Here is a 20,989-nt window from a genome sequence, read left to right as displayed (position 1 = left end):
TTTCCCGTTTCCCGCATTTTTCCGGCAAATATAGCCGGGGCCGCCAAAGAAACCAGCGCGATGCCCGCGTCAACCGTACCGCTGCGCTACCACGCCGGGAACGGGTCCGGCAGGACCCGCCACGCGCTGCTCCACCAGGCAAGCCTCGAGGCGGGCGGTCAGTTCGGGCTTGTCCATCGGTTCGACGCCGATGAAGACGAGTTCCTGGCGCCGGTCGCCCCACACTGACGAGCATTGTGAAGACAGCCGCGCCAATCCATATTCCTCAGGGAACCGCACCGGCTCCGTTGCTGTTGGTTCAAAAACGCAGGAGTGTAGCAATGTCAGGTATCGTTTATCGCGTCGTCCAGCATGACGGCGGCTGGGCCTACAAGCTCGGCGACGTGTTTTCCGAGACGTTTCCGGACCACGACAGCGCCCGCAACGCCGCGCTTGCAGCGGCCAACGAGCACAGGCTCGGCGGACGCGACGCGGAGATCGAATACCAGGACAGTTCAGGCAACTGGCGCACGGAACACGCGGCCGGCAGCGACCGCCCGGAGACGGAAGTCGAAGGCTGAGGCTACTCCCAGATGCCAATCTTGGCTTCGCGCGCGCGGGCTTCGACATCGACATAGTCGCGGCGCGCCCGGGCGAGGCCTTCCTTGACAAGCAACCGGCCGACGTCGAGCCCTCCCGCGCGGCACAGCACGAAGCCCGGTTCCTTTTCCTCGCAGGCGAAGCTGCTGTCCGCCGCGGCCTCCGACAACTGGCGGAATGCGCGCTCGCCACAGGGCCATGCGATGCCTGCTGCAGTCCTGCAGGTCTCTGATTTCTGCGGCGCGAGGATGCCCCAGATCTCGACATGCCTGCCGTCGAGATCGAGGCTGTCGCCATCCGTGACGACGATCTCGACAGCTTGTGCCTGGATCAACGGTGTCAGGACAAGCAGCGCCGCCAGCGTCCAGGTCTTCATATGCCGCGCCCTCCGTCGACTTCCAGCGCCACGCCGGTGATGAAGGCAGCCTCGTCTGAGGCAAGCCACAGCGCGGCATTGGCAACGTCGAGCGGCGTCGACAGCCGGCCGAGCGGAATCTCGGCGCTCAGCCGGCCGCGCAGCTCGGGCGTGTCGGCGCCCCTGAAATTTGCCAGCATGCCGGTCTCGCCAAACACCGGGCAGAGGCAGTTGACCCGGATGCCTTTCGGCGCGAGCTCGAGGGCCATCGACTTCGTCGCCGTGATTGCCCAGCCCTTGGACGCGTTGAACCATGTCAGCCCGGCCTCGGGACGCAGCCCGGTGACAGAAGCGGTGGTGAGGATCGAGCCGCCGCCCTGGCGCTCCATGATCGGCACGACCGCGAGTGTCGAGAAATAGACCGCCTTCATGTTGACGTCGGCGACAAGATCGAATGTCTCCTCGTCGACATCGGTGAGACTGCCGCTTCGATGGGTGAAGCCGGCATTGTTGACCATGAGATCGACGCGGCCGAAAGCCTGCATGGCGGCGTAGACCATCTCGTCCACCTCGGCGCGCAACGTCACGTCGACCCCGAGTCCGATCGCGCCGCCACCGATCTCGGACGCGACGCGCTCGGCACCCTTCGCGTTCAGGTCGGCGACGACCACCTTCGCGCCTTCTTCCGCGAAGCGCCGCGCCATGCCTTCGCCGAAGCCAGAGGCGGCGCCGGTGACGATGGCGACCTTATTTTCCAGGCGAGCCATCATCCGTGATTGAACACGATCGTCTTGGTCGCGCTCATGTCGTAGAGCGCCTCGAAGCCCTTCTCGCGGCCATGGCCGGACTTCTTGAAGCCGCCGAAAGGCAGTTCGACGCCGCCGCCGGCGCCGTAGCCGTTGACGAAGACTTGGCCGGCGCGGACGCGCTTGGCGACGCGGTGCTGGCGCGCGCCGTCCTTCGTCCATACGCCGGCGACGAGGCCGAACTCGGTGCCGTTGGCGATCCGGATCGCGTCCTCCTCGCCATCGAAGGGGGAGAGCGCGAGCACAGGGCCGAACACTTCTTCCTGCGCGATCGTCGCGACGGGATCGACGGAGCCGAACAGCACCGGCGCCTGATACCAGCCGCCGGCCGGTGCATCCTTCGCGACGGAGCCACGGGCGAGCACGGAAACGCCCGCCTCCTCCGCGGCGGCAATCATACCGGCGACGCGGTCGCGCTGCTTCGGATTGATCAGCGCCCCGAGATCCAGGTCGGCATCGTGGGGACCGGCGACCAGCGCCGAGAAGCGCTCGGCGAGTGCGGCCGCGACCTGTTCGTAGACCGGCCGCTCGACCAGCACGCGGCTGCCGGCCGAGCAGGTCTGGCCGCCGTTCTGGATGATGGCGTTGACGAGCACGGGAACGGCCGCCTCGATGTCGGCGTCGGCGAAGACGATCTGCGGCGACTTGCCGCCGAGCTCCATCGTCACGCCGCGGTTGTTGATCGCCGCCGCCTGCTGGATTGCCGTACCGGTGAGCGGCGAGCCGGTGAAGGTGACGTAGTCGACGCCGGGATGGGCCGAAAGCGCCGCGCCCGCCTCGCGGCCGTAGCCGGTGACGACGTTGACGACACCTTCGGGGATACCTGCCTCGAGACACAGCTCGGCGATGCGGATCGCGCTGAGCGAGGCGTCCTCGGCGGGCTTGGCGACCAGCGTGTTGCCCATCGCGAGCGCCGCGCCAAGCACGCGCGCAAGGATCTGCAGCGGATAGTTCCACGGAATGATGCCGGCGACGACGCCATGCGGCTCGCGCAGCGTCAGCGCGGTATAGCCGGGCAGGAAGGGAATCGTGTCGCCGTGGATCTTGTCGCCCGCGCCGCCGTAGAATTCGTAGTAGCGCATGGTGGCGGTGATGTCCGCCCTGCCCTGTCGGATCGGCTTGCCGGTGTCGCGCGATTCGAGCGCGGCAAGCTCCGTGCCGTGGCTCTCGACCAGCTGGAACAGCCGCGTCAGGCAACGGCCGCGCTCGACCGCCGGCATGCGTCCCCACGGGCCCTCGTCGAAGGCCTTGCGCGCCGAGCGCACCGCGCGGTCCACATCCGCCTCGCCCGAGGCCGGAATCGAGGCAAACACCTTGCCGTCCGAGGGCGAAGCCACGTCGATGCGCGCGCCCGACAGCGCGTCGGTCGGCTTGCCGTCGATGATCTGCATGAAGGCCACGCCTTCGGCGACGGTTCGAGACAGGTGCGTGCCCATGCCGGCTCCTTTTCGCTTTTCACCGGCCGCGCGTTATGCTGCACTGCAATAGTGCTGCGCCGGGGTGGCCGCAGGAAAAGACCCTCCCTCGGGCATGTGTCAAGCTGAAGCAATTGCTCCAGCGGGACTAGGAACTTTAAATCGATTAGATTATACGGGGCCGGAGCGCTCCGGAGCAGACAGCGGGCACAACATGACGAGCCAGATCATCCCCGTCGAACCTTTCGACTTCATCGCCTTCGGCGGCACCGGCGATCTCGCCGAGCGCAAGCTGCTGCCGGCGCTCTATCAGCGCCAGCGCGCGGGCCAGTTCACCGAACCGACGCGGATCATCGGCACGTCGCGGGCGAAGATGACCCACAAGGAGTACCGCGAGTTCGCCAAGAAGGCGATCAGCGACCATGTCAAGGCGAACGAGATCGACGCGCAGGAACTCGAGACCTTCATCGCGCGGCTCCACTACGTTTCGGCCGACGGCAAGACCGGCGAAGGGTTCGACGCCATCAAGAAGCAGGTCGGCGACAGCGACCGCATCCGGGTCTTCTACATGGCGGTCGCGCCGGCGCTGTTCGGCGACATCGCCAAGCATCTCAAGGGCAGCGGGCTGATCTGCCAGAACAGCCGCATCGTCGTCGAAAAGCCGATCGGCCGCGACCTCGCCTCCGCCCAGGCGCTGAACGACCAGATCGGCAGCTATTTCGACGAGCACCAGATCTTCCGCATCGATCACTATCTCGGCAAGGAGACAGTGCAGAACCTGATGGCGCTTCGCTTTGCCAACATGCTCTACGAGCCGCTGTGGAACTCCGCGCATATCGACCACGTGCAGATCACGGTCGCCGAGACCGTTGGGCTGGAAGACCGCATCGGCTACTACGACAAGGCCGGCGCGCTGCGCGACATGGTGCAGAACCATATCCTGCAGCTCCTGTGCCTCGTCGCGATGGAGGCCCCCTCCTCGATGGATGCAGACGCCGTGCGCGACGAGAAGCTGAAGGTGCTGCGCTCGCTGAAGCGCATCAACGGCCAGGAAGCGCCGAAGATGACGGTGCGCGGCCAATATCGCGCCGGCGCCTCGGCGGGCGGCGCGGTGAAGGGCTACCAGGAGGAACTCGGCGCGCAGAGCACGACCGAGACCTTCGTGGCGATCAAGGCCGAGATCGAGAACTGGCGCTGGGCCGGCGTGCCGTTCTACCTGCGCACCGGCAAGCGCCTCGCGACCCGCGTGTCCGAGATCGTCATCGAGTTCAAGCACATCCCGCATTCGATCTTCGGCGACAACGCCGGCCGCATCCTGGCCAACCAGCTCGTCATCCGCCTGCAGCCCGACGAGGGTGTGAAGCAGTGGATCATGATCAAGGACCCCGGCCCCGGCGGCATGCGGCTGCGCAACATCGCCCTCGACATGAGCTTCGCCCAGTCATTCCAGGAGCGGAATCCCGATGCCTATGAGCGTCTCGTGATGGACGTCGTGCGCGGCAACCAGACGCTGTTCATGCGCCGCGACGAGGTCGAAGCCGCGTGGAAGTGGATCGACCCGATCCAGGGCGCCTGGGCCGAGAACCTGCAGGAGACGCAGGGCTACACATCCGGCACCTGGGGGCCCTCCTCGGCCATCGCGCTGATCGAGCGCGACGGCAGGACCTGGCACGAGAGCACCTGATGGGATCGCGAAAGGCATGGTGGCGGGCATTCGAGACGCGTGACGCGCTTGCCTCCGCGCTTGCCGCGACCGTCGCCGACCAGTTGCGCGCGGCAATCGAGGCGAAGGACGGCGCGACGCTCGCCGTCTCCGGCGGCACGACGCCGGCGCTGTTCTTCGACGCCCTGTCGCACAAGGATCTCGACTGGACGAAAGTCGTCGTGACGCTGGTGGACGAGCGCTTCGTGCCGCCCGCGTCCGAGCGGTCCAACGAGCGGCTGGTCAGGGAGAAGCTGCTGAGGAACGAGGCGCGGCTGGCGCGGTTCGTCGGCCTGTACTCGCAGGCCGCCACCGTCGACGCCGCCGCCCGACAGGCCGAAGCCGGCATTGCCCTGCTCGGCCCCCGGCTCGACGTCGTCGTGCTCGGCATGGGCGCCGACGGCCACACCGCCTCGTTCTTTCCCGATGCGCCAAATCTGGACGAGCTTACCGATCCGCCGCAGTCGCGCCTCGTCATGTCCGTGGATGCCCCATCCGGCGGCGAGCCCCGCATTACGCTTACCTTGCCTCTCCTGGTTGGCGCCGGCCTCCTGGCGCTCCATATCGAGGGGGAGGCGAAGAAGGACGTCCTCGAGCGGGCGATGGCTCAGGCCGCGCCCAGGCTTCCCATCGCCCGCGTCTTCGACGCTGCATCAGCACCGATCGATATCTATTGGGCTCCGTAGGAGATCCGCCATGTCCGCCCTGACAGCCATCGAAGCCATCACGGACCGCATCCGCGAGCGGTCGCGACCGCTGCGCGAGGACTATCTCGGCCGCGTCGAGGCGGCCACCGGCAAGAGCGCCAACCGCGCCGTGCTCGGTTGTGGCAATCTCGCCCACGGCTTCGCCGTCTGTGCGCCGAGCGAGAAGATCGCGCTCGGCGGCGATGTGGTGCCGAACCTCGGCATCATCACCTCCTACAACGACATGCTGTCGGCGCATCAGCCGTTCGAATTCTTCCCGCAACTGATCAAGCAGGCTGCGCGCGAGGCCGGCGGCATTGCGCAGGTCGCGGGTGGCGTGCCGGCCATGTGCGACGGCGTCACGCAGGGCCAGCCCGGCATGGAGCTGTCGCTGTTCTCGCGCGACGTGATCGCGATGGCGACGGCCGTCGGCCTGTCGCACAACATGTTCGACGCCGCCGTCTATCTCGGCGTCTGCGACAAGATCGTGCCCGGTCTCGTCATCGGCGCGCTGACCTTCGGCCACCTGCCGGCGGTGTTCATCCCGGCCGGACCGATGACGTCGGGCCTGCCCAACGACGAGAAAGCGCGCGTGCGCCAGCTCTATGCCGAGGGCAAGGTCGGCCGCGCCGAGCTCCTGGAGGCGGAATCGAAGTCCTATCACGGCCCCGGCACCTGCACCTTCTACGGCACGGCGAATTCGAACCAGATGCTGATGGAGATCATGGGCCTGCACACGCCGGGCGCCTCCTTCGTCAATCCCGGCACGCCCCTGCGCGACGCGCTCACCAAGGAAGCGACGAAACGCGCGCTCGCCATCACCCATCTCGGCAACGCCTATACGCCCGTCGGTCGCATGATCGACGAACGCTCCTTCGTCAACGGCGTCGTCGGCCTGCACGCGACCGGCGGCTCGACCAACCACACGATGCACATCATCGCGATGGCGCAGGCGGCGGGCATCAGGCTGACCTGGCAGGACATTTCCGACCTCTCCGACATCGTGCCGCTCTTGGCCCGCGTCTATCCGAACGGGCTGGCCGACGTGAACCACTTCCACGCCGCGGGCGGCATGGGTTTCCTGATCCGCGAGCTTCTGTCCGGCGGCTACCTGCACGACGACGTGCAGACCGTGTGGGGCGAAGGGCTTGCGGCCTATGCGGTCGAAGCGAAGCTCGGCGCGGATGGCACCGTGGTGCGCGAGCCGGCACCCGAGAAAAGCGGCGACGACAAGGTGCTGGCGACCGCGGCGAAGCCGTTCCAGGCCACCGGCGGCCTCAAGGTGCTCAAAGGCAATATCGGCCTCGCCATCGCCAAGACATCGGCCGTCAAGCCGGAGCGGCGACGCGTCGAGGCGCCGGCCGTGATCTTCCACAGCCAGGAGGAGATGAACGCGGCCTTCAAGGCGGGCGAGCTTGAAAAGGACTTCGTCGCCGTGCTGCGCTTCCAGGGGCCGAAGGCCAACGGCATGCCGGAGCTGCACAAGCTCACCACCGTCCTCGGCGTGCTGCAGGATCGCGGCTACAAGGTTGCGCTCGTGACCGACGGGCGCATGTCGGGCGCCTCAGGTAAGGTGCCCTCGGCAATCCACGTAACGCCCGAGGCGCTGGACGGCGGCGTGATCGGCAAGATCCGCGACGGCGACCTGATCCGGCTCGACGGCGAGGAAGGCACGCTCGAAGTCTTCCTGTCGGCGGAGGAGATCGCCACGCGCACCTGCGTGACGGCCGACCTTACGGCCAACGGCTACGGCATGGGGCGCGAACTCTTCGGCGCATTCCGGGCCATGGTGGGCCAGGCCGAGGCGGGCGCGAGCGTCTTTGCCTAGGGCGTGAACCTATAAGGGCGAACGGCTCTCTGATTATTGCGGCAGCATGCCATCCGCTCGGCCTAGCCGTTTGGTGCGACTTTTAGGGAAGACGGGCGGTCTATTTCTTTTGATTGCCAGCAAAGGCAGCCGTCAAACCAAGGCCGATATAGACGAAGCCACTGACCCAGCGTTCGGCTTTCAGATAGACGGGACTGCGCTTCAGGAAGTTGCCGGCTGTGCCAGCCAGAAGCGCATAGGCCCCGTCCGTCAAAACGCCAATCACCGTGTAGAGAATGCCGAGGAAAGCGATCTGCATCGCGACATGACCCCGGCCGACCTCAACGAATTGCGGCAGGAACGCCAGAAAGAACAAGGCTGTCTTCGGATTGAGGAGGTTGACGATGAAGCCCTCACGAAAGAGGCGCATGCCGCTGCGCTTCGGTAAACCACCCTCGACGTCGGGAATGTCCGAAGAGCCGAAGAGCTTCTTGAGGCCAAGCCAGATCAGGTAGGCCGCGCCGGCATACTTCACCACGCTGAACGCGAGCGCGGACGATGCCAGAAGCGCCGACAATCCCACAGCGGCTGCAACGACATGAACAAGTGTGGCCGTATGGATGCCGAGGATCGAAACGAGACCGGCAGAGCGACCCTGCTCGACTGAGCGCGCGAAGATGTAAAGGACTGCCGGGCCGGGCACGAGAAGCAGCACCAGCGTGGCGCTGACAAACAGGCCGAGATTGGCTGCACTTGGAATTACCAGATCCATGGTTGTCTTCCTCCGCTTCTACCACTGTAGCGATTACAAACGACGGTCGAAACCATACATGGCCATACCGCGAGCGAAACCTCGTCGAACGCTTCCTCTCCAGGCCGAAGCGCTTTCCAAGGGCTTTCACTCGATACGATAAGATAGCCGCACACTTCTGGCCATGGTCCAATTTGCATCGATGCGACCGTGGCTGGGAGTCTATGAGTCTACGGGCTGGTCAGGCTCTCAGGCGGGCTTCCTCGGCGGCGTAGACGAAGATGCGCCGGGCGATATGGACCGAGGCCTTGCCGTCGGCCGCGTCGGCACAGGCACGATCGGCTGCGTAGTACCATTTGCCGTGCGTCTCGGGCCATCCTTCCCGCAGAAGATCGCGGGCCTGCGCGAGCGTCCTGATCTCGGCGAGGCCGGTCTTTCCGGTCTTCAGCAGCACCGGCTCGTGAAACGTCTGGTCGATCGGCATGGCATCACCCCTCGGCAGTCGTCGCGGCAACGGTCCGGGCCGGCCAAGGTTCCACGCGCCGGCGGGATTCTTTTCATCTTGCCAAACGATCGCTTGCGCGGGACTGACTTCAAGCCGAACGCGGAGGAATCGCAATGGAATTGGGATTGAAGGGCAAGGGCGTCGTGATCACCGGCGGCTCGAAGGGCATCGGCTTCGCCTGCGCGAAGGCGTTCCTCGAGGAAGGCGCGCGCGTCGGCATCGTGTCGCGCTCGCGCGAGAACGTCGATCAGGCCCGCGCTGCCCTACCGGGCGTCCATGGCGTCGCGGCCGACCTGAGCGACGCTGAGGCGGCGGCCGGCGCGATCGCGGCGATGACGGCGCATCTCGGCGCTATCGACGTGCTGGTGAACAGCGCGGGCGCGGCGAAACGCACCCCGCCGGACGAGCTCTCGCCGCATGCCTACCGCGCGGCGATGGACGCGAAATATTTCTCCTACGTCAATGCGATCGATCCGGTGGTGAAGGCGATGGCCGAACGAGGATCGGGCGTGATCGTCAACGTGATCGGCAATGGAGGCAAGGTGGCCTCGCGGGTTCATGTTCCGGGAGGCGCGGCCAATGCGGCGCTGATGCTGGTGACCGCGGGACTGGCCACCGCCTACGCCCCGCGCGGCGTGCGTGTGGTGGCGATCAATCCTGGCGGAACGGAGACGGGCCGCGTGGCCGAAGGCCTCGCCGCCGAGGCGCGGCTCGCCGGCATTGACGTGGAAGAAGCCCGCCGCGCCAGCATCGCCCGCATCCCGCTCGGCCGCATGGCAAGCCCGGAAGAGATCGCCAACGCGGTGCTCTTCCTCGCCTCGGACAAGGCGAGCTACATCACCGGCGTGTCGATCAGCATGGACGGCGCGGCAAATCCGGTGGTGGTATGAGCCTCCATTGGAGGTTTCTTCTGTACCCCACAGGCATCAATACGTCGTGCGTCGTTCTTCCGAGGGCGGGCGGCCGAACTGGAGTCGGTAGGACTGCGCGAAATAGGAGTGCGAGGTGAAGCCGGTGGCGATCGCCACGTCTAGGATCGGCATGTTGGTCTGGCGCAGCAGCTCGCGGGCGCGCTCCAGTCGGAGCCGCATGTAGTAGCGGCCCGGCGTCATGTTGAGGTGGCGCAGGAACAGCCGCTCGACCTGGCGCACCGACAGGCCGGCAGCCTTGGCGAGGTCCACCGCCGACAGCGGCTCGTCGAGATTGTCCGCCATCCGCTCGACGATCTTGCGCAGCTTGTCCGACTTGCCGGTCAGGTCGCGTTCGGGCCCGACGCGCTGGCGGTCGCCGGCCGAGCGGATGCGCTCGTGCTGGAACTGGTTGGCGACCTCATTGGCAATCCCTGCCCCGAAATCCGCGCGGACGATCTCCAGAAACAGGTCGATCGAGGTCGTGCCGCCCGCGCAGGTATAGCGCTTGCGGTCGATCTCGAAGACATTGCCGGTGCAGTCGATGTCGGGAAAGCGCTCGCGGAAGCCGGCGCGGTTCTCCCAGTGGATCGTGCAGCGGTGGCCGTCGAGCTGCCCTGCCTCGGCAAGCGTGTATGAGCCCGCCGAAAGTGCGCCAAGCGCGGCGCCACGGCGGCCGATGCTCCGCAGGCCCGAGAGCACCCTGGACTTGCCGGCGAACTCGAAGCTCAGGCCGGCACAGACGAACAGGATGTCCACCGGCGGCAGGTCGGAAATCGTATAGTCGATCTTGAGCGGCAGCCCGTTTGACGCCACCACCGCCTCGCCGTCGGCCGACACCGTCTTCCAGGAATAGAAATCCCTGCCCAGCATCCGGTTGGCCGAGCGCAGCGTGTCGATCGCCGCCACCAGCGAGAACATCGGGAACTTGTCCACCAGCAGGAAGGCGAGTTGCCGGCCGGAAGCAGAGGGTTCGGGCATGACGGCGTTCTACAGGATGCCGAGGGAGGCGGGAAGGAGGGGGAGTAGGGGAGTAGGGGAGTAGGGGAGTAGGGGAGTAGGGGAGTAGGGGAGTAGGGGAGTAGGGGAGTAGGGGAGTAGGGGAGTAGGGGAGTAGGGGAAGGCAACTCGGATCGGCTTTCGTTGCAAGCCCGTTCTCACCTGTTGCCCTACTCCCTTACTCCCCTATTCCCCTACTCCCCTAAAACTTCGGCCCTTCCACCCCCGCCGACCGGCAGGCCGAGACGAGGGTGTTGGCCATCAGCATGGCGATCGTCATCGGACCGACGCCGCCGGGGACCGGGGTGATCGCGCCGGCGCGCTGCGCGGCGGACGCGAACTCCACGTCGCCGACGAGGCGCGACTTGCCCTCGCCCTTCTCGGGCGCCGGGATGCGGTTGATGCCGACATCGACCACGGTCGCGCCTTCTTTCACCCAGTCGCCCTTGACCATTTCGGGCCGGCCGACGGCGGCGACGAGGATGTCGGCGGTGCGGCAGAGCGCCGGCAGGTCCTTGGTCCGTGAATGCGCGATCGTCACCGTGGCGTTGGCGGCGAGCAGCAGGTTTGCCATCGGCTTGCCGACGATGTTGGAGCGGCCGACGACGACCGCGTTGAGGCCCGACAGGTCGCGGCCGTGGATGCGCTCGATCAGCAGCATCGAACCGGCCGGCGTGCAGGGCACGAAGGCGGTGTCGAGGACGCCGGCGCCGAGCTTGCCGACATTGATGAAATGGAACCCGTCGACGTCCTTGTCCGGGGAGATCGCCTGGATCACCTTGCCGGAATCGATATGCGCCGGCAGCGGCAGCTGGACCAGGATGCCGTGGATCGCGGCATCGGCGTTGAGCGTGTCGATGAGCGCCAGGAGCTCGGCCTCGGGCGTATCCTCCGCCAGCGTGTGCTGCACGGAATGAAAGCCGCATTCGCGCGCCTTGCGCGACTTGGAGGCGACGTAGACCTGGCTGGCGGGGTCCTCGCCGACGATGACCACGGCGAGACCCGGCTTGACGCCGGTCCTATCGACCAGCTCGGCAGAGGCCTTGGCCACCTTCGCGGCGACGTCCTCGCCCGCCCTCTTGCCGTCGATGATCTCGGCCATGATGCGCCCTCCTGCTTCGGCTGGCGCGGTCATGCCACGAAACGGCGGCAAGTCCTACCTGTCAAAGCGGCGTACTATGCCGCAATTCCTGCTTCACATCCGGCCGCGCGCGCGGCTGACGGCGAGTTCGCGAACGGCGTCGCGGAATTCGCGCAGGCTCTCGCGGATTTCGTCGATCGAACTCGCATCCGCCTGCGCTTGCGCCTGCTGGAAGGACTGGGGTTGCGGCGGCTGCATCATCTCCTGCGGCGGCTGCCAGCCGGCGGGGGGCGCGAATTGCGGCTGCGCCGGCCAGGGCTGCGGCGCCTGCATGTTCAGCGGCATCTGCGGCTGCGGGTAGACCGGCTGGGCATGGCCCGGCTCGCCGGGCCACGAGCCCCAGTGCTGCGCCGGCGCCGGCTGCGGCGGATAGGCCGGGTGCTGCGGGCGTGCGGCAAGCCAGGCCTGGTAGGCGGCCTGCTGGTGGGCGGCGTAGGCCGCCTGCGGATCGTACCAGCTCGGTGGTTGCGTAGGCTGAGGCGCCGGCTGTGCCGGATGGCCGGTCTGCGCCGGAGCAGAGGGATAGGCCTCGGGATGCGCCGCGGCGCTTTTCCTGGCGTCGGCCGATGCGACGGCCGGAGCGGGTTCGGCCTTGCGGGCTGCGGCCGCCGTGGCCGCTTCGGATGCCTCGCGCCGCGCGGCGGAATTCATGATCCGGTCGATCTCATCGTCAGTCTCGTCGCGCGGGCGGGCGGGCGCCGGGCGGGGGGCCGGGCGGACAGGGCTTCCGCCCCCGCCGGAGCGCAGGCTGTCGATGGCGCCGCGCACGCCGCCGATGCCGATGCCGGCCATGAAGCCGAGGATCGTGGAGGCGATCACCGTCATCGCCCGCGACGGGCCGAGCGGCTCGAGCGGCGGCTGGGCCACCGAGATGACGCTCATGTTCGCGGTGTTGATGCCGCGCTGCTCGTTGGTCTCGCGGGCGCGCAGCAGGAAGGATTCGTAGACGGCGCGCTTGGCGGCCGCCTCGCGCTCCAGCTCGCGCACGGTGACCAGGTCCTCGCTGACCTGCGCCTGCCGCGCCTTGAGCTGGGCGAGGCGGCTCGCGAGGTCCTGCTCGAGCTGCACGGCGCGCTTGAGGTCGACCTGGATCGAGGAACTGATGCGACGCAGCTCCGAGGCGAGCGAATCGCGCGCGCCGGCAAGCTGGGCTTCGGCTGACTGCCGCTCGGGATGGCGCGGCCCGAGCCGGACCGACAGGCGCTCGACCTCTTGCTTGGCCGTCGCATATTGCGTGCGCAGCTCCGCCATCACCGGCGAGCTGATCTGCTCGGGCAGGCTGCCGCCCACCACCGCATCGGGATTGAGGTCGCGGATCGAGGCGGCGCGCGCGTTGAGCTCGATCGTGCGGGCGCGGGCGATGGTCAGCTGGTCGTTGAGCTTGACCATCTCGTCGTCCGAGATCAGCCGGCCCTGCGCGTCGACGAGATCCCGCTCGGCCTTGTAGGCTTCCACCTTGCGCTCGGCCTCGTCGAGGCCCTTCTGCAGCTCGGCAAGGCGCGAGGACAGTTCGTCGGAGGCGCGGCCCGCCGTGTCGGACTGGATGTCGCCGTAGGACTGCAGGAAGGTCTCGGTCAGCGTGTTGGCGATCAGCGCCGACTTCTCGGCGCTCTGCGTGACGGCGGAGATCGAGACCACGAAGGTCTTGCCGCCGCGCTCGACGTCGAGGCTCTTGGCGAGACCCTGGATCGCCAGCGCGCGGCGCATGTCGCCCTCGCCCTTCTCGCTGCGCGAGAAGATCGATCGCAACTCGGAGACGAGCGCGCCCAGGCCGAAGCTCTTTTCGTCGCCGTTGAACTCGGGATCGGCGGCGAGGTTCAGCTTGTCCACGACCTTGGCCAGGACGTTGCCGGAGGTGAGCACCTTCACCTGGTTCTCGACGATCGCCAGCGTGGCGTCGGATGGCAGGCCGCCCTCGGTCACGTTGCGGTCGGTGATCTTGATGTCGCGGGGGTCGACGAGGAGCTCGGCGACGGATTCGAACTTCTTCGGCGTCGACAGTGCGATCATGACGCCGAGCGCGGCGCCCGCCACGGTCGTCGTCAGGATGATCCAGCGGGAGCGGACGATGCCGTTCCAGATCTTCAGCGGGTCGATCAGCGGCCGCCACAGCTCCCCGGCAGGAGCGGGCGCGGCCGCGAGCGGCGCGGCTGCTTCGGACGCACGGGGCGCCGGAGCCGGCGCGACGGGTGCCGCCCGAGCGGCAGTGGGGCGCGGCGCTTCTTCTTCGATGGTCTCCGGCAGCGCGGCGAGGGCCTCGAGCAGACGGCCGGAGCGCGCCTCGCGGCGCGCGCGCGCGATGCGGTGCCGCTCGGCGGGAGGGGTTTCGTCAGCGTCGAAGCCGGCCGGCGCCGAACTGGCTGCCGCGGGCTTCGCCGGCGTCTGCCCGAACGAGAGCAGAGAACGCGGGGGTCTTCCCTGGTCTCGATGGTCCGGGTTGATCATTCGCCCCTAGCGCCTTTTCGGGTCATGCCTGCCGACTGGAGGGTTGCCAATCGTTAAGGCACGCTAAAGAGCCATGGGAAACAAATGGTTAATTTCTGTGGCAAGATGTGTGGCCAAGACCACATTTTTCACGTGTTCCACAACGACTTTTCTACCTTGGCGAGCAGCGATGCTGAACGACGCGTTAAACTTTCCCCGCTAGGGTTGCGGCGTGTCCAGCGTCACGCCGAGCGAAACAATCGAACCGAAACCGGCCTCCCTGATTTCCGCGGTGCTGCGCGGGCGGATCGGCGTCCTGCGCGACTATGCGAGCGCGATCAGCGGCTCGGCCGGACGGCTGGTCTTCTCGCTGATCTACTTCATCGCGCTGGCGAACACGCTCACGATCGCCGAATTCGGCCTGTTCGCGACCGCGTCGGCGGCCGGCGTGATGCTGTCGCGCATCCTTGCCTTCGGCTACATCACCGCACTCTACCGCACCGCCACCGTGCGCCCTGCACTCATCGGCGTATTCACGGCCGGGTTCATCTTCATGGCATTGATCTCGCTGCCTGTTCTCGGGCTGGCGAGCTTCGCCGCGCATGCCTTGTTCTTCGGCGGCGAGATGGCGCTCCCGGTCTTCCTGACCGTCATCGCGGCCGAGGCGCTGCTGTGGCGGCCGGTCGAGGCTGTGGTGATCGTCAACAACGGCATGGGCCGCTTCGGCCGCGCGTCGGTGCTCGTCATCCTGGGCACGGTGCTCAGGGCCGTCGCGGCAAGTGCCTTCGCGTTCATGCCGGTGCGCGACCTGCCGACATGGAGCCTGTTGTATCTCGCGGCCAACGCCGTTTCGCTCCTGATCGCGGCGGGCTTCTTCTATCCGCGCTGCCGGCTGCGGCTGAGGCCGAGGGTCTATCTGCGCCGCCTGCCGGATTCGCTCTACGTGGCGGGGGCCGAAATCCTGTTCTACCTGCAGATGGAGATGGACAAGCTGCTGGTCCTGGCGCTCGGCGGCGCGCAGCTCGCCGGCATCTACGCGATGATCATGCGACTGGTCGACCTGACGGCGATCCCGATCCGCACCTTCACCATGATGCTGGTGCAGCGCCTGATGCGCGCGCCCGAGCTTCTGGCCAGGACCATCCGCCGGGTGGGCCTGGAAGCAGCGGTGTTCGTCACCTCGACAGCGGCGCTCGCCGTGCTGGCGGTGATCCTGCATTACTACCCGACGCTGCTCGGCAAAAACGTGGCGGAAGCTGCGCCGCTCTTGGGTCTGGCGCTGTTCGTGCCGGGCCTGCGCAATCTCGTCGAATACCAGGCGGAACTTCTGTTCGCCCGCGGCCAGACCCTGCTGCGCGCGATCAATCTCGCGCTGCTCGCCGGCCTGAAGGCAGTGCTTCTGGCGCTGGTGCTGGTGCAGTCGCTCGAGGTCAGCCAGCTCGTGATCGTGCTGAACGCGGTCTTCGCGTTGCTCTACGTCGCCTCGGCGCTGCTCACCTACAGTGCGATGCGCCTGCCGGCGAAGACGGTCTGATCAGGCCTCGATGAGCCTGCGGATGCGGCCGATGTCCGTGCCGATGAAGGATTGCATGCCGATCGCCACCTGGTCGGGGCTCATCGCGGCGACGAACTCGCGGAACTCGTCGTCAGACAGGGCCGGGCCGGTCCAGTAGACGCGGCAGAGCTCGTTCGAGGCATGGAAGTGCCCCTGCCCTTCCAGCACCTCGTCGGCGTAGCGGCCGTAAATCATGCATTCGGAGAAGTGGCGGTTCGAGGCGATGCCGGCCACCCAGTGACGGCCGGTGATCTCCTCGATGCGCCGGCACATCGTCGTCGTGGCGTCGCGTCGCCAGGCGATGACGGTGGCGATGTAGTCGTTCCGCGGCGGCGCGGAGAGGCCGAGAACCTTGCCCGCATTGCTCGCCCACAGCCGCTGGTCGTCGAGGCCGTCGCCGGCAAGCGCACCCTCACGGCGAAAAAGGCGCAGGTCGCCTCCGTTCCAGAAGGAACGGCAATCGAACGGACGCAGGAACGCGACATCGGAATCGCAATAGATCAGCGCCTCCTCGCCGACATGATGCGCGATGGCGATGCGGCGCAGCTGCTGCACGTGCCAGCCGCGCAGCGGCATGGTGCGCAGGGAGAGCCAGACCCGCTTGCGGAAGCGGAAGAATGGATCGGGAAAGGACCGCAGCCAGGACGGCAGCAGGTCGCGCTCGTCCACCACCGTCCGCTTCGGCCCTTCGAGTTGCCGAAAAAGCGCGACATCCTCCGAGGCGACGAGGATATAGTGGTGCGAATGGCCGGTGACGTAGCGGTCCACCGTCTCGCACAGCAGCCGGCAACGCTCCAGATCCGGCTTGTAGCTTGCCGTGACGAGCGCGTTCGCGCGGCGAAGCACGTCATGCATCGCGCACGCGCTCCGTGCCGGCGCGGTAGCCAACGAATTTCTGCGCCAGCACCCGCGCCAGGAAGAGCGGGTTGCCGACGACGTAGCGCCGCCACAGCCGGCCGGGCTCGATCCAGAGGCGATAGAGCCATTCGAGCCTGAGGCGCCGCACCCACAGCGGCGCGCGCGGCACGCGGCCGGAGAGGAAGTCGAGCAGCGCTCCGACGGCGATCGGCATTGTGCAATGGATGGACGTCAGGTTGCGCTCGATCCAAAGCTCCTGTCGCGGCACGCCCATGGCGACGAGCAGAATGTCCGGCCGATAGTCGGCGATATCGGCGATGATGTCCGGCTCCTGCTTCTTGGTGAAATAGCCGTCATGGATGACGCGATACTCGTGCTGGGGCGCTAGGGCCGACAGTTGTTCGGCCGCGCCGCCGGCGTTCTCCTGCGTCGCGCCGAGCAGCGCCACTTTGAGCGGCGAGGACATCGATGCAATCAGCGCCGGCACGAAATCGGTGCCGTTGAGGTTCGCCGGAAAAGGTCGGCCGTGCAGCCATTTCGCGGCGATATCCACGCCCACGCCGTCGGGAAGGACGAGAAAGCGTTCGAGCGCACGGGCGAACTCGCCGTCGGCGCAGGCGACGTTGGCATTGTGCGCGTTGAGAAAACCGACCGGCATGAAGAAGCGGCCGCGCAGATATCCGCCGAGGATGTCCAGTGCCTCCTGCCAGCCCATGGCCACCACCGGCACGCCGAGGATTTCCATCGACGGCAGGCGGGGCTGGGGCGGCGGCGAGGGTTGGAGATTCATGCCGCGGCCTCGTGTCCGGCGTCGGCGATCCGGGCGAGGCCGCGCGCGATCTCGCGATCGAGCGCGGCGCGCTGCGCGGCGTGGAACGCGCGGCCATCGGCGTCCGGCCCGGGATTGCGCGCCGCATCGACCAGGGCACGAGCGAACTCAACCGGATCGTCGGCGATCATGCAATTGTCCGGCACGTTGGCGATGCCGCGCAGCGACCGCGACGTCGCGACCGAGGGCAGGCCCAATTCGAATGTCTCGATCGTCTTGAGCTGGACGCCGGTTCCGGCGCGGCTGGCGAGCGGGATCACGCGGGCGGAGCGCACGAACTCGGTCGCATCCGGCACGAAGCCGACGAACCTCACGCCAGGATGTGCGCTTGCGAGGTCGGACGGCGTCTTGCCGGCAATCCGGACGGTGAAATCAGCCGGAAGGTGAGGCACCACCTCGCCCAGGAACCATTCGAGGCCGATACGGTTCGGCTGCCATGTCCAGGTGCCGATCAGCGCCGCGTCGCAGGTCGTCTCACGCGGACCGGGCGGCGGCGGCGGATCGAGCCGCGTCACCAGCGGCAGCGCGGACGAACGGTCGTCACGATCGATGCCGAGCAGCGGCCGGTCGTCCTCGGCCAGCGTCCAGACGAAATCGGCGCGGTCGCACAGCCTGCGCTCGATGCCGCGCAGCAGGCCGGCCTCGCGCGTATAAAGCACCCTCTGCATCAGCCCGCGCGCAGCGGCCGCGTTCTCCTCGGCCGAACGGTATTCGACATTATGCGCCACGAAGATCGCCGGCCGGTCGCGGAACACGTCCTCGAAGGCGCCGGCGAACTGGGCGGCATTGAGCACATAGCCGTCGTAGGGTCCGATCGAGGCAAGCGCCGCGCGGACCTGGTCGGGCGTCGCCGCACGCAGCTTCACCGAGGAGAATGTAAGGCCCGTCGACATTGCTCTGAGCAGCCAGCTTGCCTTCTGCAGACCCGACGCATTATCCGTCCGGACGTCGACCTCGCCAAGGACAATCGTATGCTCGGGGTCGGACGGCGCCGCGCCCGGCCAGATGAAGCCCAGCACCGTGACCTTGACCCCCGCCCGCCGCAGCGCGTCGACGATCGCGGCATTGGCGATCTCATAGCCTGTCGTGGCGGTTCCGGACGGGACGATTGAGGTGGCGAATACCAGATGCATTGCGGCTTCCTGTTGCCACGAGGCGTTAGCAGAAGAGGCCGAAACAGGGGTTAAGCGGGTGAGGCTAAATATGTTTCCCGCGCGGAAAAGGCCTGTGTTCCGGTTTCGAATACAAAAGGTGCTTAATGGCCCTTTAATTGCCTAGATAGCGTCTTATGCATCCGCCTGGGTAGAGTGTCTCTTTACGGCTCCTTAATGGCGCTCTGCGATACCAAAACGGTTTTCAAACGGACGCATTGCGCCGACATGAACCCCCGCCCTTCCGACCCGCCGATCTCGCTGATCGCGCGCTCTCCCGGCCTCGATGCGCAGGCCGTGGACGTGGTCGTGACGATGCCGACCTTCCGCCGCCCCAAACAGGTGCTGGAGACGCTCGCCTCGCTGGAGCGGCAGCGCACGCAGCGCCGCTTTGCGGTCATCGTGATGGAGAACGACGCCGAGGGCCGCGAGGGCGTGACGGCGGCGGGTCCCTGGTTCGAGAGCGGGCGCATCCCCGGCCTCTTGATCATCGCGCATGAGCGCGGCAATTGCAGCGCCTACAATGCCGGCTGGCTGACGGCGCTGATCCAGTTCCCGACGTTCCGGCACCTCCTCGTCATCGACGACGACGAGATCGCCGATCCCGACTGGCTGGAGCGGATGTGCCGGGCGGCGGAGACGCTGCCGGCCGACATCGTCGGCGGGCCGCAGCTGCCCGTGTTCGACAATCCGGCGCACCAGCACTGGGAGAGCCACCCGGTCTTCTCGACGCCCTACAAGACGAGCGGCCTCGTGCCGGCGCTCTATTCGTCCGGCAATCTCCTGATCGGGCGCCACGTACTGGAGAAGATGGGCTCGCCCTTTCTCGAACTCGCGTTCAACTTCATGGGTGGCGGCGACAGCGACTTCCTCTCGCGCTCGGCGGCTGCCGGCTTCCGACTCGGCTGGTGCGCGGAAGCGCCGGTCTACGAAGCGGTGCCCGAGCGGCGCGTCGAAGCAGACTGGATTCGGGCACGCGCGCTGCGCAACGGCGTGATCTCGACCCTGGTCGAGAAGCGCAAGCGCGCCGCGGACCCGTTCGGCAGGGCCAAGGTGGCCGCTCGAAGCCTGGCGCTGCTCGGTGCGTCGCCGCTCAGGGCCGCGGCGCGCTACGCCAGCACCGGCTCGGCATCGATCGCCCTCTATCCGATCTACGTGGCACTCGGCCGGATCGGCGCCGAATTCGGCTATGCCAATGAACAGTACCGCACTCCCGAGAAGAATTGACTGGGACCGCATTGCCGACGCCTTCACGGCGCGGCGCATCGGCACGATTCTCGCGTCGGTGATGCTGACGGTCGTCATCGTCTCCTTCAAGCCGTTCCAGCCGGCGCCCGCTCCCGGCGTTCAGGAAGGCGGCGACATCGTCAACCAGCTCGGCTTCGGCTCGCTGGGCGCGCTCGCCATCTTCTCGCTCGCCTGCTTCGTCGATCGTCGCGTGCTTATGTCGCTCATCAGCCCCTGGTGGCTGATCGTGCTCGGCTTTCTCGCCCTTTCCGTGATGCATGCGACGGACCCGCCCTCGGCCTTGCGGGCCGCGATCTTCACGCTCGTCGGCATCCTCACCATCGCCGCTGTGCTCACCGTCCCGCGCGACGCGGATTCCCTGTCGACGATCTTCGCCTTCGCCGGGCTCGTGACCGTCGGCCTCTGCTATTTCGGCCTGATCGCCTTTCCGGGCGAGGCGATCCACAGCGCGGATTCGCTGGAGCCGCAGCATGCGGGCTTCTGGCGCGGTTCATTCAGCCACAAGAACATCGCCGGCCCAGTTATGGCCTGCCTGTCCTTCATGGGCCTCTATCTGTGGCGGCGCGGCTGGCGATGGATCGGGGCGCTGCTGTTTGCCGGCGCGATGTTGTTCATGGCCAATACCGGATCGAAGACCACCGCCGGCCTGGTGCCGATGGCGATCCTGCTTGTCATGCTGCCGGGCATCATCGGCCTGAGGCGGCTGGTGCCGCTGATCTTCGCGCTCGCCATCGTCGGCACGGCGCTCGGCACGCTCGGTATCGTCTTCATCGCGCCGCTGAAGCATCTCGCGGCCGAGTATTTTCCGGGCATGACCTATACCGGGCGCACCGCGCTGTGGGAGTTCTCCGGCGAGATGATCGCGAAGCGGCCGTGGACCGGCTACGGCTTCGAGAGCTTCTGGGGCACGATGTTCGTCTTCACGATGGACCAGCCCTTCGACCGCGACTGGGACATCCGCGGCATCGTGCACGGCCACAACGGCTATCTCGACATCGCCGTGATCATGGGCGTGCCCGCGCTCATCGCCGCCGTCATCGCCTTCCTCGTCGTCCCGCTGTCCGACTACCTGCGCTCCGGACCGCGGCGGGAGAATGTGCTCCTGGCGGACATGTTCATGATGATGCTTTTGTTCACCGCGCTCAACGCCTTCCTCGAATCTTTCTTCTTCCGCCGCGCCGACCCCGTCTGGCTCTTCTTCGTCATGGCGACGCTCGGACTGAGGCTCGTCGCGCGCCACCCGGTGCCCACCCGCATTCCGGACTGAGAG

General features: G+C 67.0%; 20 protein-coding genes and 1 pseudogene. 10 read left to right on the top strand and 11 right to left on the bottom strand.

Annotated elements, in window-relative coordinates; translation table 11 throughout:
- Window positions 1-60: 60 nt before the first annotated feature.
- Both B9Z03_RS30485 and B9Z03_RS10510 read left to right on the top strand, forming a co-directional pair.
- Entirely contained in the window at window positions 61-228 is a 168-nt protein-coding gene (locus tag B9Z03_RS30485; RefSeq protein ID WP_348529005.1) for a hypothetical protein, read from the top strand.
- 92 nt (window positions 229-320) lie between these two features.
- Window positions 321-560, top strand: a complete 240-nt coding sequence (locus B9Z03_RS10510; protein WP_085464166.1) for a hypothetical protein — start codon at window positions 321-323, stop codon at window positions 558-560.
- Window positions 561-562: 2 nt separating this feature from the next.
- Here B9Z03_RS10510 and B9Z03_RS10505 read toward each other — a convergent pair whose 3' ends face one another.
- Genes B9Z03_RS10505 through B9Z03_RS10495 form a run of 3 tightly spaced genes read right to left on the bottom strand, consistent with a single transcriptional unit; the run spans window position 563 to window position 3,176 of the window.
- Complete coding sequence (locus B9Z03_RS10505) at window positions 563-955, bottom strand: thermonuclease family protein (protein WP_085464165.1); 393 nt, start codon at window positions 953-955, stop codon at window positions 563-565.
- A complete protein-coding gene (locus B9Z03_RS10500) occupies window positions 952-1,701 on the bottom strand; it encodes a glucose 1-dehydrogenase (protein ID WP_085467593.1) in 750 nt (249 codons plus the stop codon). The genes B9Z03_RS10505 and B9Z03_RS10500 overlap by 4 nt, the downstream gene beginning before the upstream one ends.
- Window positions 1,701-3,176 carry an aldehyde dehydrogenase family protein gene (locus tag B9Z03_RS10495; RefSeq protein ID WP_085464164.1) on the bottom strand — a complete coding sequence of 492 codons (1,476 nt, stop codon included), beginning with the start codon at window positions 3,174-3,176 and terminating at the stop codon, window positions 1,701-1,703. The genes B9Z03_RS10500 and B9Z03_RS10495 overlap by 1 nt, the downstream gene beginning before the upstream one ends.
- A gap of 193 nt (window positions 3,177-3,369) precedes the next feature.
- Between B9Z03_RS10495 and zwf the strand changes: the two genes are divergently transcribed.
- Genes zwf through edd form a run of 3 tightly spaced genes read left to right on the top strand, consistent with a single transcriptional unit; the run spans window position 3,370 to window position 7,371 of the window.
- The gene (gene zwf, locus B9Z03_RS10490; RefSeq protein ID WP_085464163.1) at window positions 3,370-4,839 is read left to right on the top strand and encodes a glucose-6-phosphate dehydrogenase; all 1,470 of its coding nucleotides are present in this window, start codon (window positions 3,370-3,372) and stop codon (window positions 4,837-4,839) included.
- Window positions 4,839-5,543, top strand: coding sequence for a 6-phosphogluconolactonase (pgl, locus tag B9Z03_RS10485; RefSeq protein WP_085464162.1), 705 nt, complete (start codon window positions 4,839-4,841; stop codon window positions 5,541-5,543). The genes zwf and pgl overlap by 1 nt, the downstream gene beginning before the upstream one ends.
- Window positions 5,544-5,553: 10 nt before the next feature.
- Window positions 5,554-7,371 (top strand): phosphogluconate dehydratase, encoded by a 1,818-nt coding sequence (edd, locus tag B9Z03_RS10480; protein WP_085464161.1) that lies wholly within the window; start codon window positions 5,554-5,556, stop codon window positions 7,369-7,371.
- Window positions 7,372-7,471: 100 nt separating this feature from the next.
- Here the strand turns inward: edd and B9Z03_RS10475 are convergent, their stop codons facing one another.
- Entirely contained in the window at window positions 7,472-8,122 is a 651-nt protein-coding gene (locus tag B9Z03_RS10475) for a LysE family translocator (protein ID WP_085464160.1), read from the bottom strand.
- Window positions 8,123-8,187: 65 nt separating this feature from the next.
- On the opposite strand from B9Z03_RS10475, the pseudogene B9Z03_RS30205 reads away from it, so the two are divergent.
- Window positions 8,188-8,280, top strand: a pseudogene (locus B9Z03_RS30205) (IS5/IS1182 family transposase); the annotation flags it as partial.
- A gap of 62 nt (window positions 8,281-8,342) precedes the next feature.
- Here the strand turns inward: B9Z03_RS30205 and B9Z03_RS10470 are convergent.
- The gene (locus tag B9Z03_RS10470) at window positions 8,343-8,585 is read right to left on the bottom strand and encodes a DUF982 domain-containing protein (RefSeq protein WP_085464159.1); all 243 of its coding nucleotides are present in this window, start codon (window positions 8,583-8,585) and stop codon (window positions 8,343-8,345) included.
- Between the two features lie 134 nt (window positions 8,586-8,719).
- Here B9Z03_RS10470 and B9Z03_RS10465 point away from each other — a divergent pair, with 134 nt between their 5' ends.
- Window positions 8,720-9,496 (top strand): SDR family oxidoreductase, encoded by a 777-nt coding sequence (locus tag B9Z03_RS10465; RefSeq protein WP_085464158.1) that lies wholly within the window; start codon window positions 8,720-8,722, stop codon window positions 9,494-9,496.
- Between the two features lie 36 nt (window positions 9,497-9,532).
- Here B9Z03_RS10465 and B9Z03_RS10460 read toward each other — a convergent pair whose 3' ends face one another.
- The 3 genes from B9Z03_RS10460 to B9Z03_RS10450 all read right to left on the bottom strand — a co-directional run bounded on the left by B9Z03_RS10460 (window position 9,533) and on the right by B9Z03_RS10450 (window position 14,099).
- Window positions 9,533-10,495, bottom strand: coding sequence for a GlxA family transcriptional regulator (locus B9Z03_RS10460; RefSeq protein ID WP_085464157.1), 963 nt, complete (start codon window positions 10,493-10,495; stop codon window positions 9,533-9,535).
- A gap of 220 nt (window positions 10,496-10,715) precedes the next feature.
- Complete coding sequence (gene folD, locus B9Z03_RS10455) at window positions 10,716-11,615, bottom strand: bifunctional methylenetetrahydrofolate dehydrogenase/methenyltetrahydrofolate cyclohydrolase FolD (RefSeq protein WP_085464156.1); 900 nt, start codon at window positions 11,613-11,615, stop codon at window positions 10,716-10,718.
- 93 nt (window positions 11,616-11,708) lie between these two features.
- The gene (locus B9Z03_RS10450; protein WP_085464155.1) at window positions 11,709-14,099 is read right to left on the bottom strand and encodes a GumC family protein; all 2,391 of its coding nucleotides are present in this window, start codon (window positions 14,097-14,099) and stop codon (window positions 11,709-11,711) included.
- Between the two features lie 211 nt (window positions 14,100-14,310).
- On the opposite strand from B9Z03_RS10450, the gene B9Z03_RS10445 reads away from it, so the two are divergent.
- Window positions 14,311-15,612: a lipopolysaccharide biosynthesis protein gene (locus tag B9Z03_RS10445; RefSeq protein ID WP_085464154.1), complete on the top strand. Its 1,302-nt coding sequence runs from the start codon at window positions 14,311-14,313 to the stop codon at window positions 15,610-15,612.
- Here B9Z03_RS10445 and B9Z03_RS10440 read toward each other — a convergent pair whose 3' ends face one another.
- From B9Z03_RS10440 to B9Z03_RS10430, 3 genes are read right to left on the bottom strand one after another with little or no spacing between them, the layout of a single operon-like run.
- Window positions 15,613-16,488 carry a DUF6492 family protein gene (locus tag B9Z03_RS10440; RefSeq protein WP_085464153.1) on the bottom strand — a complete coding sequence of 292 codons (876 nt, stop codon included), beginning with the start codon at window positions 16,486-16,488 and terminating at the stop codon, window positions 15,613-15,615. It lies immediately after the preceding gene.
- Window positions 16,481-17,281 (bottom strand): WecB/TagA/CpsF family glycosyltransferase, encoded by an 801-nt coding sequence (locus B9Z03_RS10435; protein WP_085464152.1) that lies wholly within the window; start codon window positions 17,279-17,281, stop codon window positions 16,481-16,483. Before B9Z03_RS10435 ends, B9Z03_RS10440 begins: the two co-directional genes overlap by 8 nt.
- The gene (locus B9Z03_RS10430; RefSeq protein WP_085464151.1) at window positions 17,278-18,453 is read right to left on the bottom strand and encodes a glycosyltransferase; all 1,176 of its coding nucleotides are present in this window, start codon (window positions 18,451-18,453) and stop codon (window positions 17,278-17,280) included. Before B9Z03_RS10430 ends, B9Z03_RS10435 begins: the two co-directional genes overlap by 4 nt.
- Window positions 18,454-18,699: 246 nt before the next feature.
- On the opposite strand from B9Z03_RS10430, the gene B9Z03_RS10425 reads away from it, so the two are divergent.
- Together B9Z03_RS10425 and B9Z03_RS10420 are read left to right on the top strand one after the other, a co-directional pair.
- Window positions 18,700-19,698 (top strand): glycosyltransferase family 2 protein, encoded by a 999-nt coding sequence (locus B9Z03_RS10425; protein ID WP_085467592.1) that lies wholly within the window; start codon window positions 18,700-18,702, stop codon window positions 19,696-19,698.
- Window positions 19,667-20,986, top strand: coding sequence for an O-antigen ligase family protein (locus tag B9Z03_RS10420; RefSeq protein ID WP_085464150.1), 1,320 nt, complete (start codon window positions 19,667-19,669; stop codon window positions 20,984-20,986). The genes B9Z03_RS10425 and B9Z03_RS10420 overlap by 32 nt, the downstream gene beginning before the upstream one ends.
- Window positions 20,987-20,989 lie beyond the last annotated feature (3 nt).

The sequence above is a fragment of the Mesorhizobium australicum genome (assembly GCF_900177325.1).
Lineage (GTDB): Bacteria > Pseudomonadota > Alphaproteobacteria > Rhizobiales > Rhizobiaceae > Mesorhizobium_A > Mesorhizobium_A australicum_A.
The sequence above is the reverse complement of the archived record's forward strand: the minus strand, read 5'-3'. Positions and strand labels throughout refer to the sequence as shown.

What these genes read in the sequence shown, in the direction of transcription:
- B9Z03_RS30485 (WP_348529005.1), top strand. Translation starts at nt 61, where the DNA reads ATGCCCGCGTCAACCGTACCGCTGCGCTACCACGCCGGGAACGGGTCC.
- B9Z03_RS10510 (WP_085464166.1), top strand. Translation starts at nt 321, where the DNA reads ATGTCAGGTATCGTTTATCGCGTCGTCCAGCATGACGGCGGCTGGGCC.
- B9Z03_RS10505 (WP_085464165.1), bottom strand. Translation starts at nt 955, where the DNA reads ATGAAGACCTGGACGCTGGCGGCGCTGCTTGTCCTGACACCGTTGATC.
- B9Z03_RS10500 (WP_085467593.1), bottom strand. Translation starts at nt 1,701, where the DNA reads ATGGCTCGCCTGGAAAATAAGGTCGCCATCGTCACCGGCGCCGCCTCT.
- B9Z03_RS10495 (WP_085464164.1), bottom strand. Translation starts at nt 3,176, where the DNA reads ATGGGCACGCACCTGTCTCGAACCGTCGCCGAAGGCGTGGCCTTCATG.
- zwf (WP_085464163.1), top strand. Translation starts at nt 3,370, where the DNA reads ATGACGAGCCAGATCATCCCCGTCGAACCTTTCGACTTCATCGCCTTC.
- pgl (WP_085464162.1), top strand. Translation starts at nt 4,839, where the DNA reads ATGGGATCGCGAAAGGCATGGTGGCGGGCATTCGAGACGCGTGACGCG.
- edd (WP_085464161.1), top strand. Translation starts at nt 5,554, where the DNA reads ATGTCCGCCCTGACAGCCATCGAAGCCATCACGGACCGCATCCGCGAG.
- B9Z03_RS10475 (WP_085464160.1), bottom strand. Translation starts at nt 8,122, where the DNA reads ATGGATCTGGTAATTCCAAGTGCAGCCAATCTCGGCCTGTTTGTCAGC.
- B9Z03_RS10470 (WP_085464159.1), bottom strand. Translation starts at nt 8,585, where the DNA reads ATGCCGATCGACCAGACGTTTCACGAGCCGGTGCTGCTGAAGACCGGA.
- B9Z03_RS10465 (WP_085464158.1), top strand. Translation starts at nt 8,720, where the DNA reads ATGGAATTGGGATTGAAGGGCAAGGGCGTCGTGATCACCGGCGGCTCG.
- B9Z03_RS10460 (WP_085464157.1), bottom strand. Translation starts at nt 10,495, where the DNA reads ATGCCCGAACCCTCTGCTTCCGGCCGGCAACTCGCCTTCCTGCTGGTG.
- folD (WP_085464156.1), bottom strand. Translation starts at nt 11,615, where the DNA reads ATGGCCGAGATCATCGACGGCAAGAGGGCGGGCGAGGACGTCGCCGCG.
- B9Z03_RS10450 (WP_085464155.1), bottom strand. Translation starts at nt 14,099, where the DNA reads ATGATCAACCCGGACCATCGAGACCAGGGAAGACCCCCGCGTTCTCTG.
- B9Z03_RS10440 (WP_085464153.1), bottom strand. Translation starts at nt 16,488, where the DNA reads ATGCATGACGTGCTTCGCCGCGCGAACGCGCTCGTCACGGCAAGCTAC.
- B9Z03_RS10435 (WP_085464152.1), bottom strand. Translation starts at nt 17,281, where the DNA reads ATGAATCTCCAACCCTCGCCGCCGCCCCAGCCCCGCCTGCCGTCGATG.
- B9Z03_RS10430 (WP_085464151.1), bottom strand. Translation starts at nt 18,453, where the DNA reads ATGCATCTGGTATTCGCCACCTCAATCGTCCCGTCCGGAACCGCCACG.
- B9Z03_RS10425 (WP_085467592.1), top strand. Translation starts at nt 18,700, where the DNA reads ATGAACCCCCGCCCTTCCGACCCGCCGATCTCGCTGATCGCGCGCTCT.
- B9Z03_RS10420 (WP_085464150.1), top strand. Translation starts at nt 19,667, where the DNA reads ATGAACAGTACCGCACTCCCGAGAAGAATTGACTGGGACCGCATTGCC.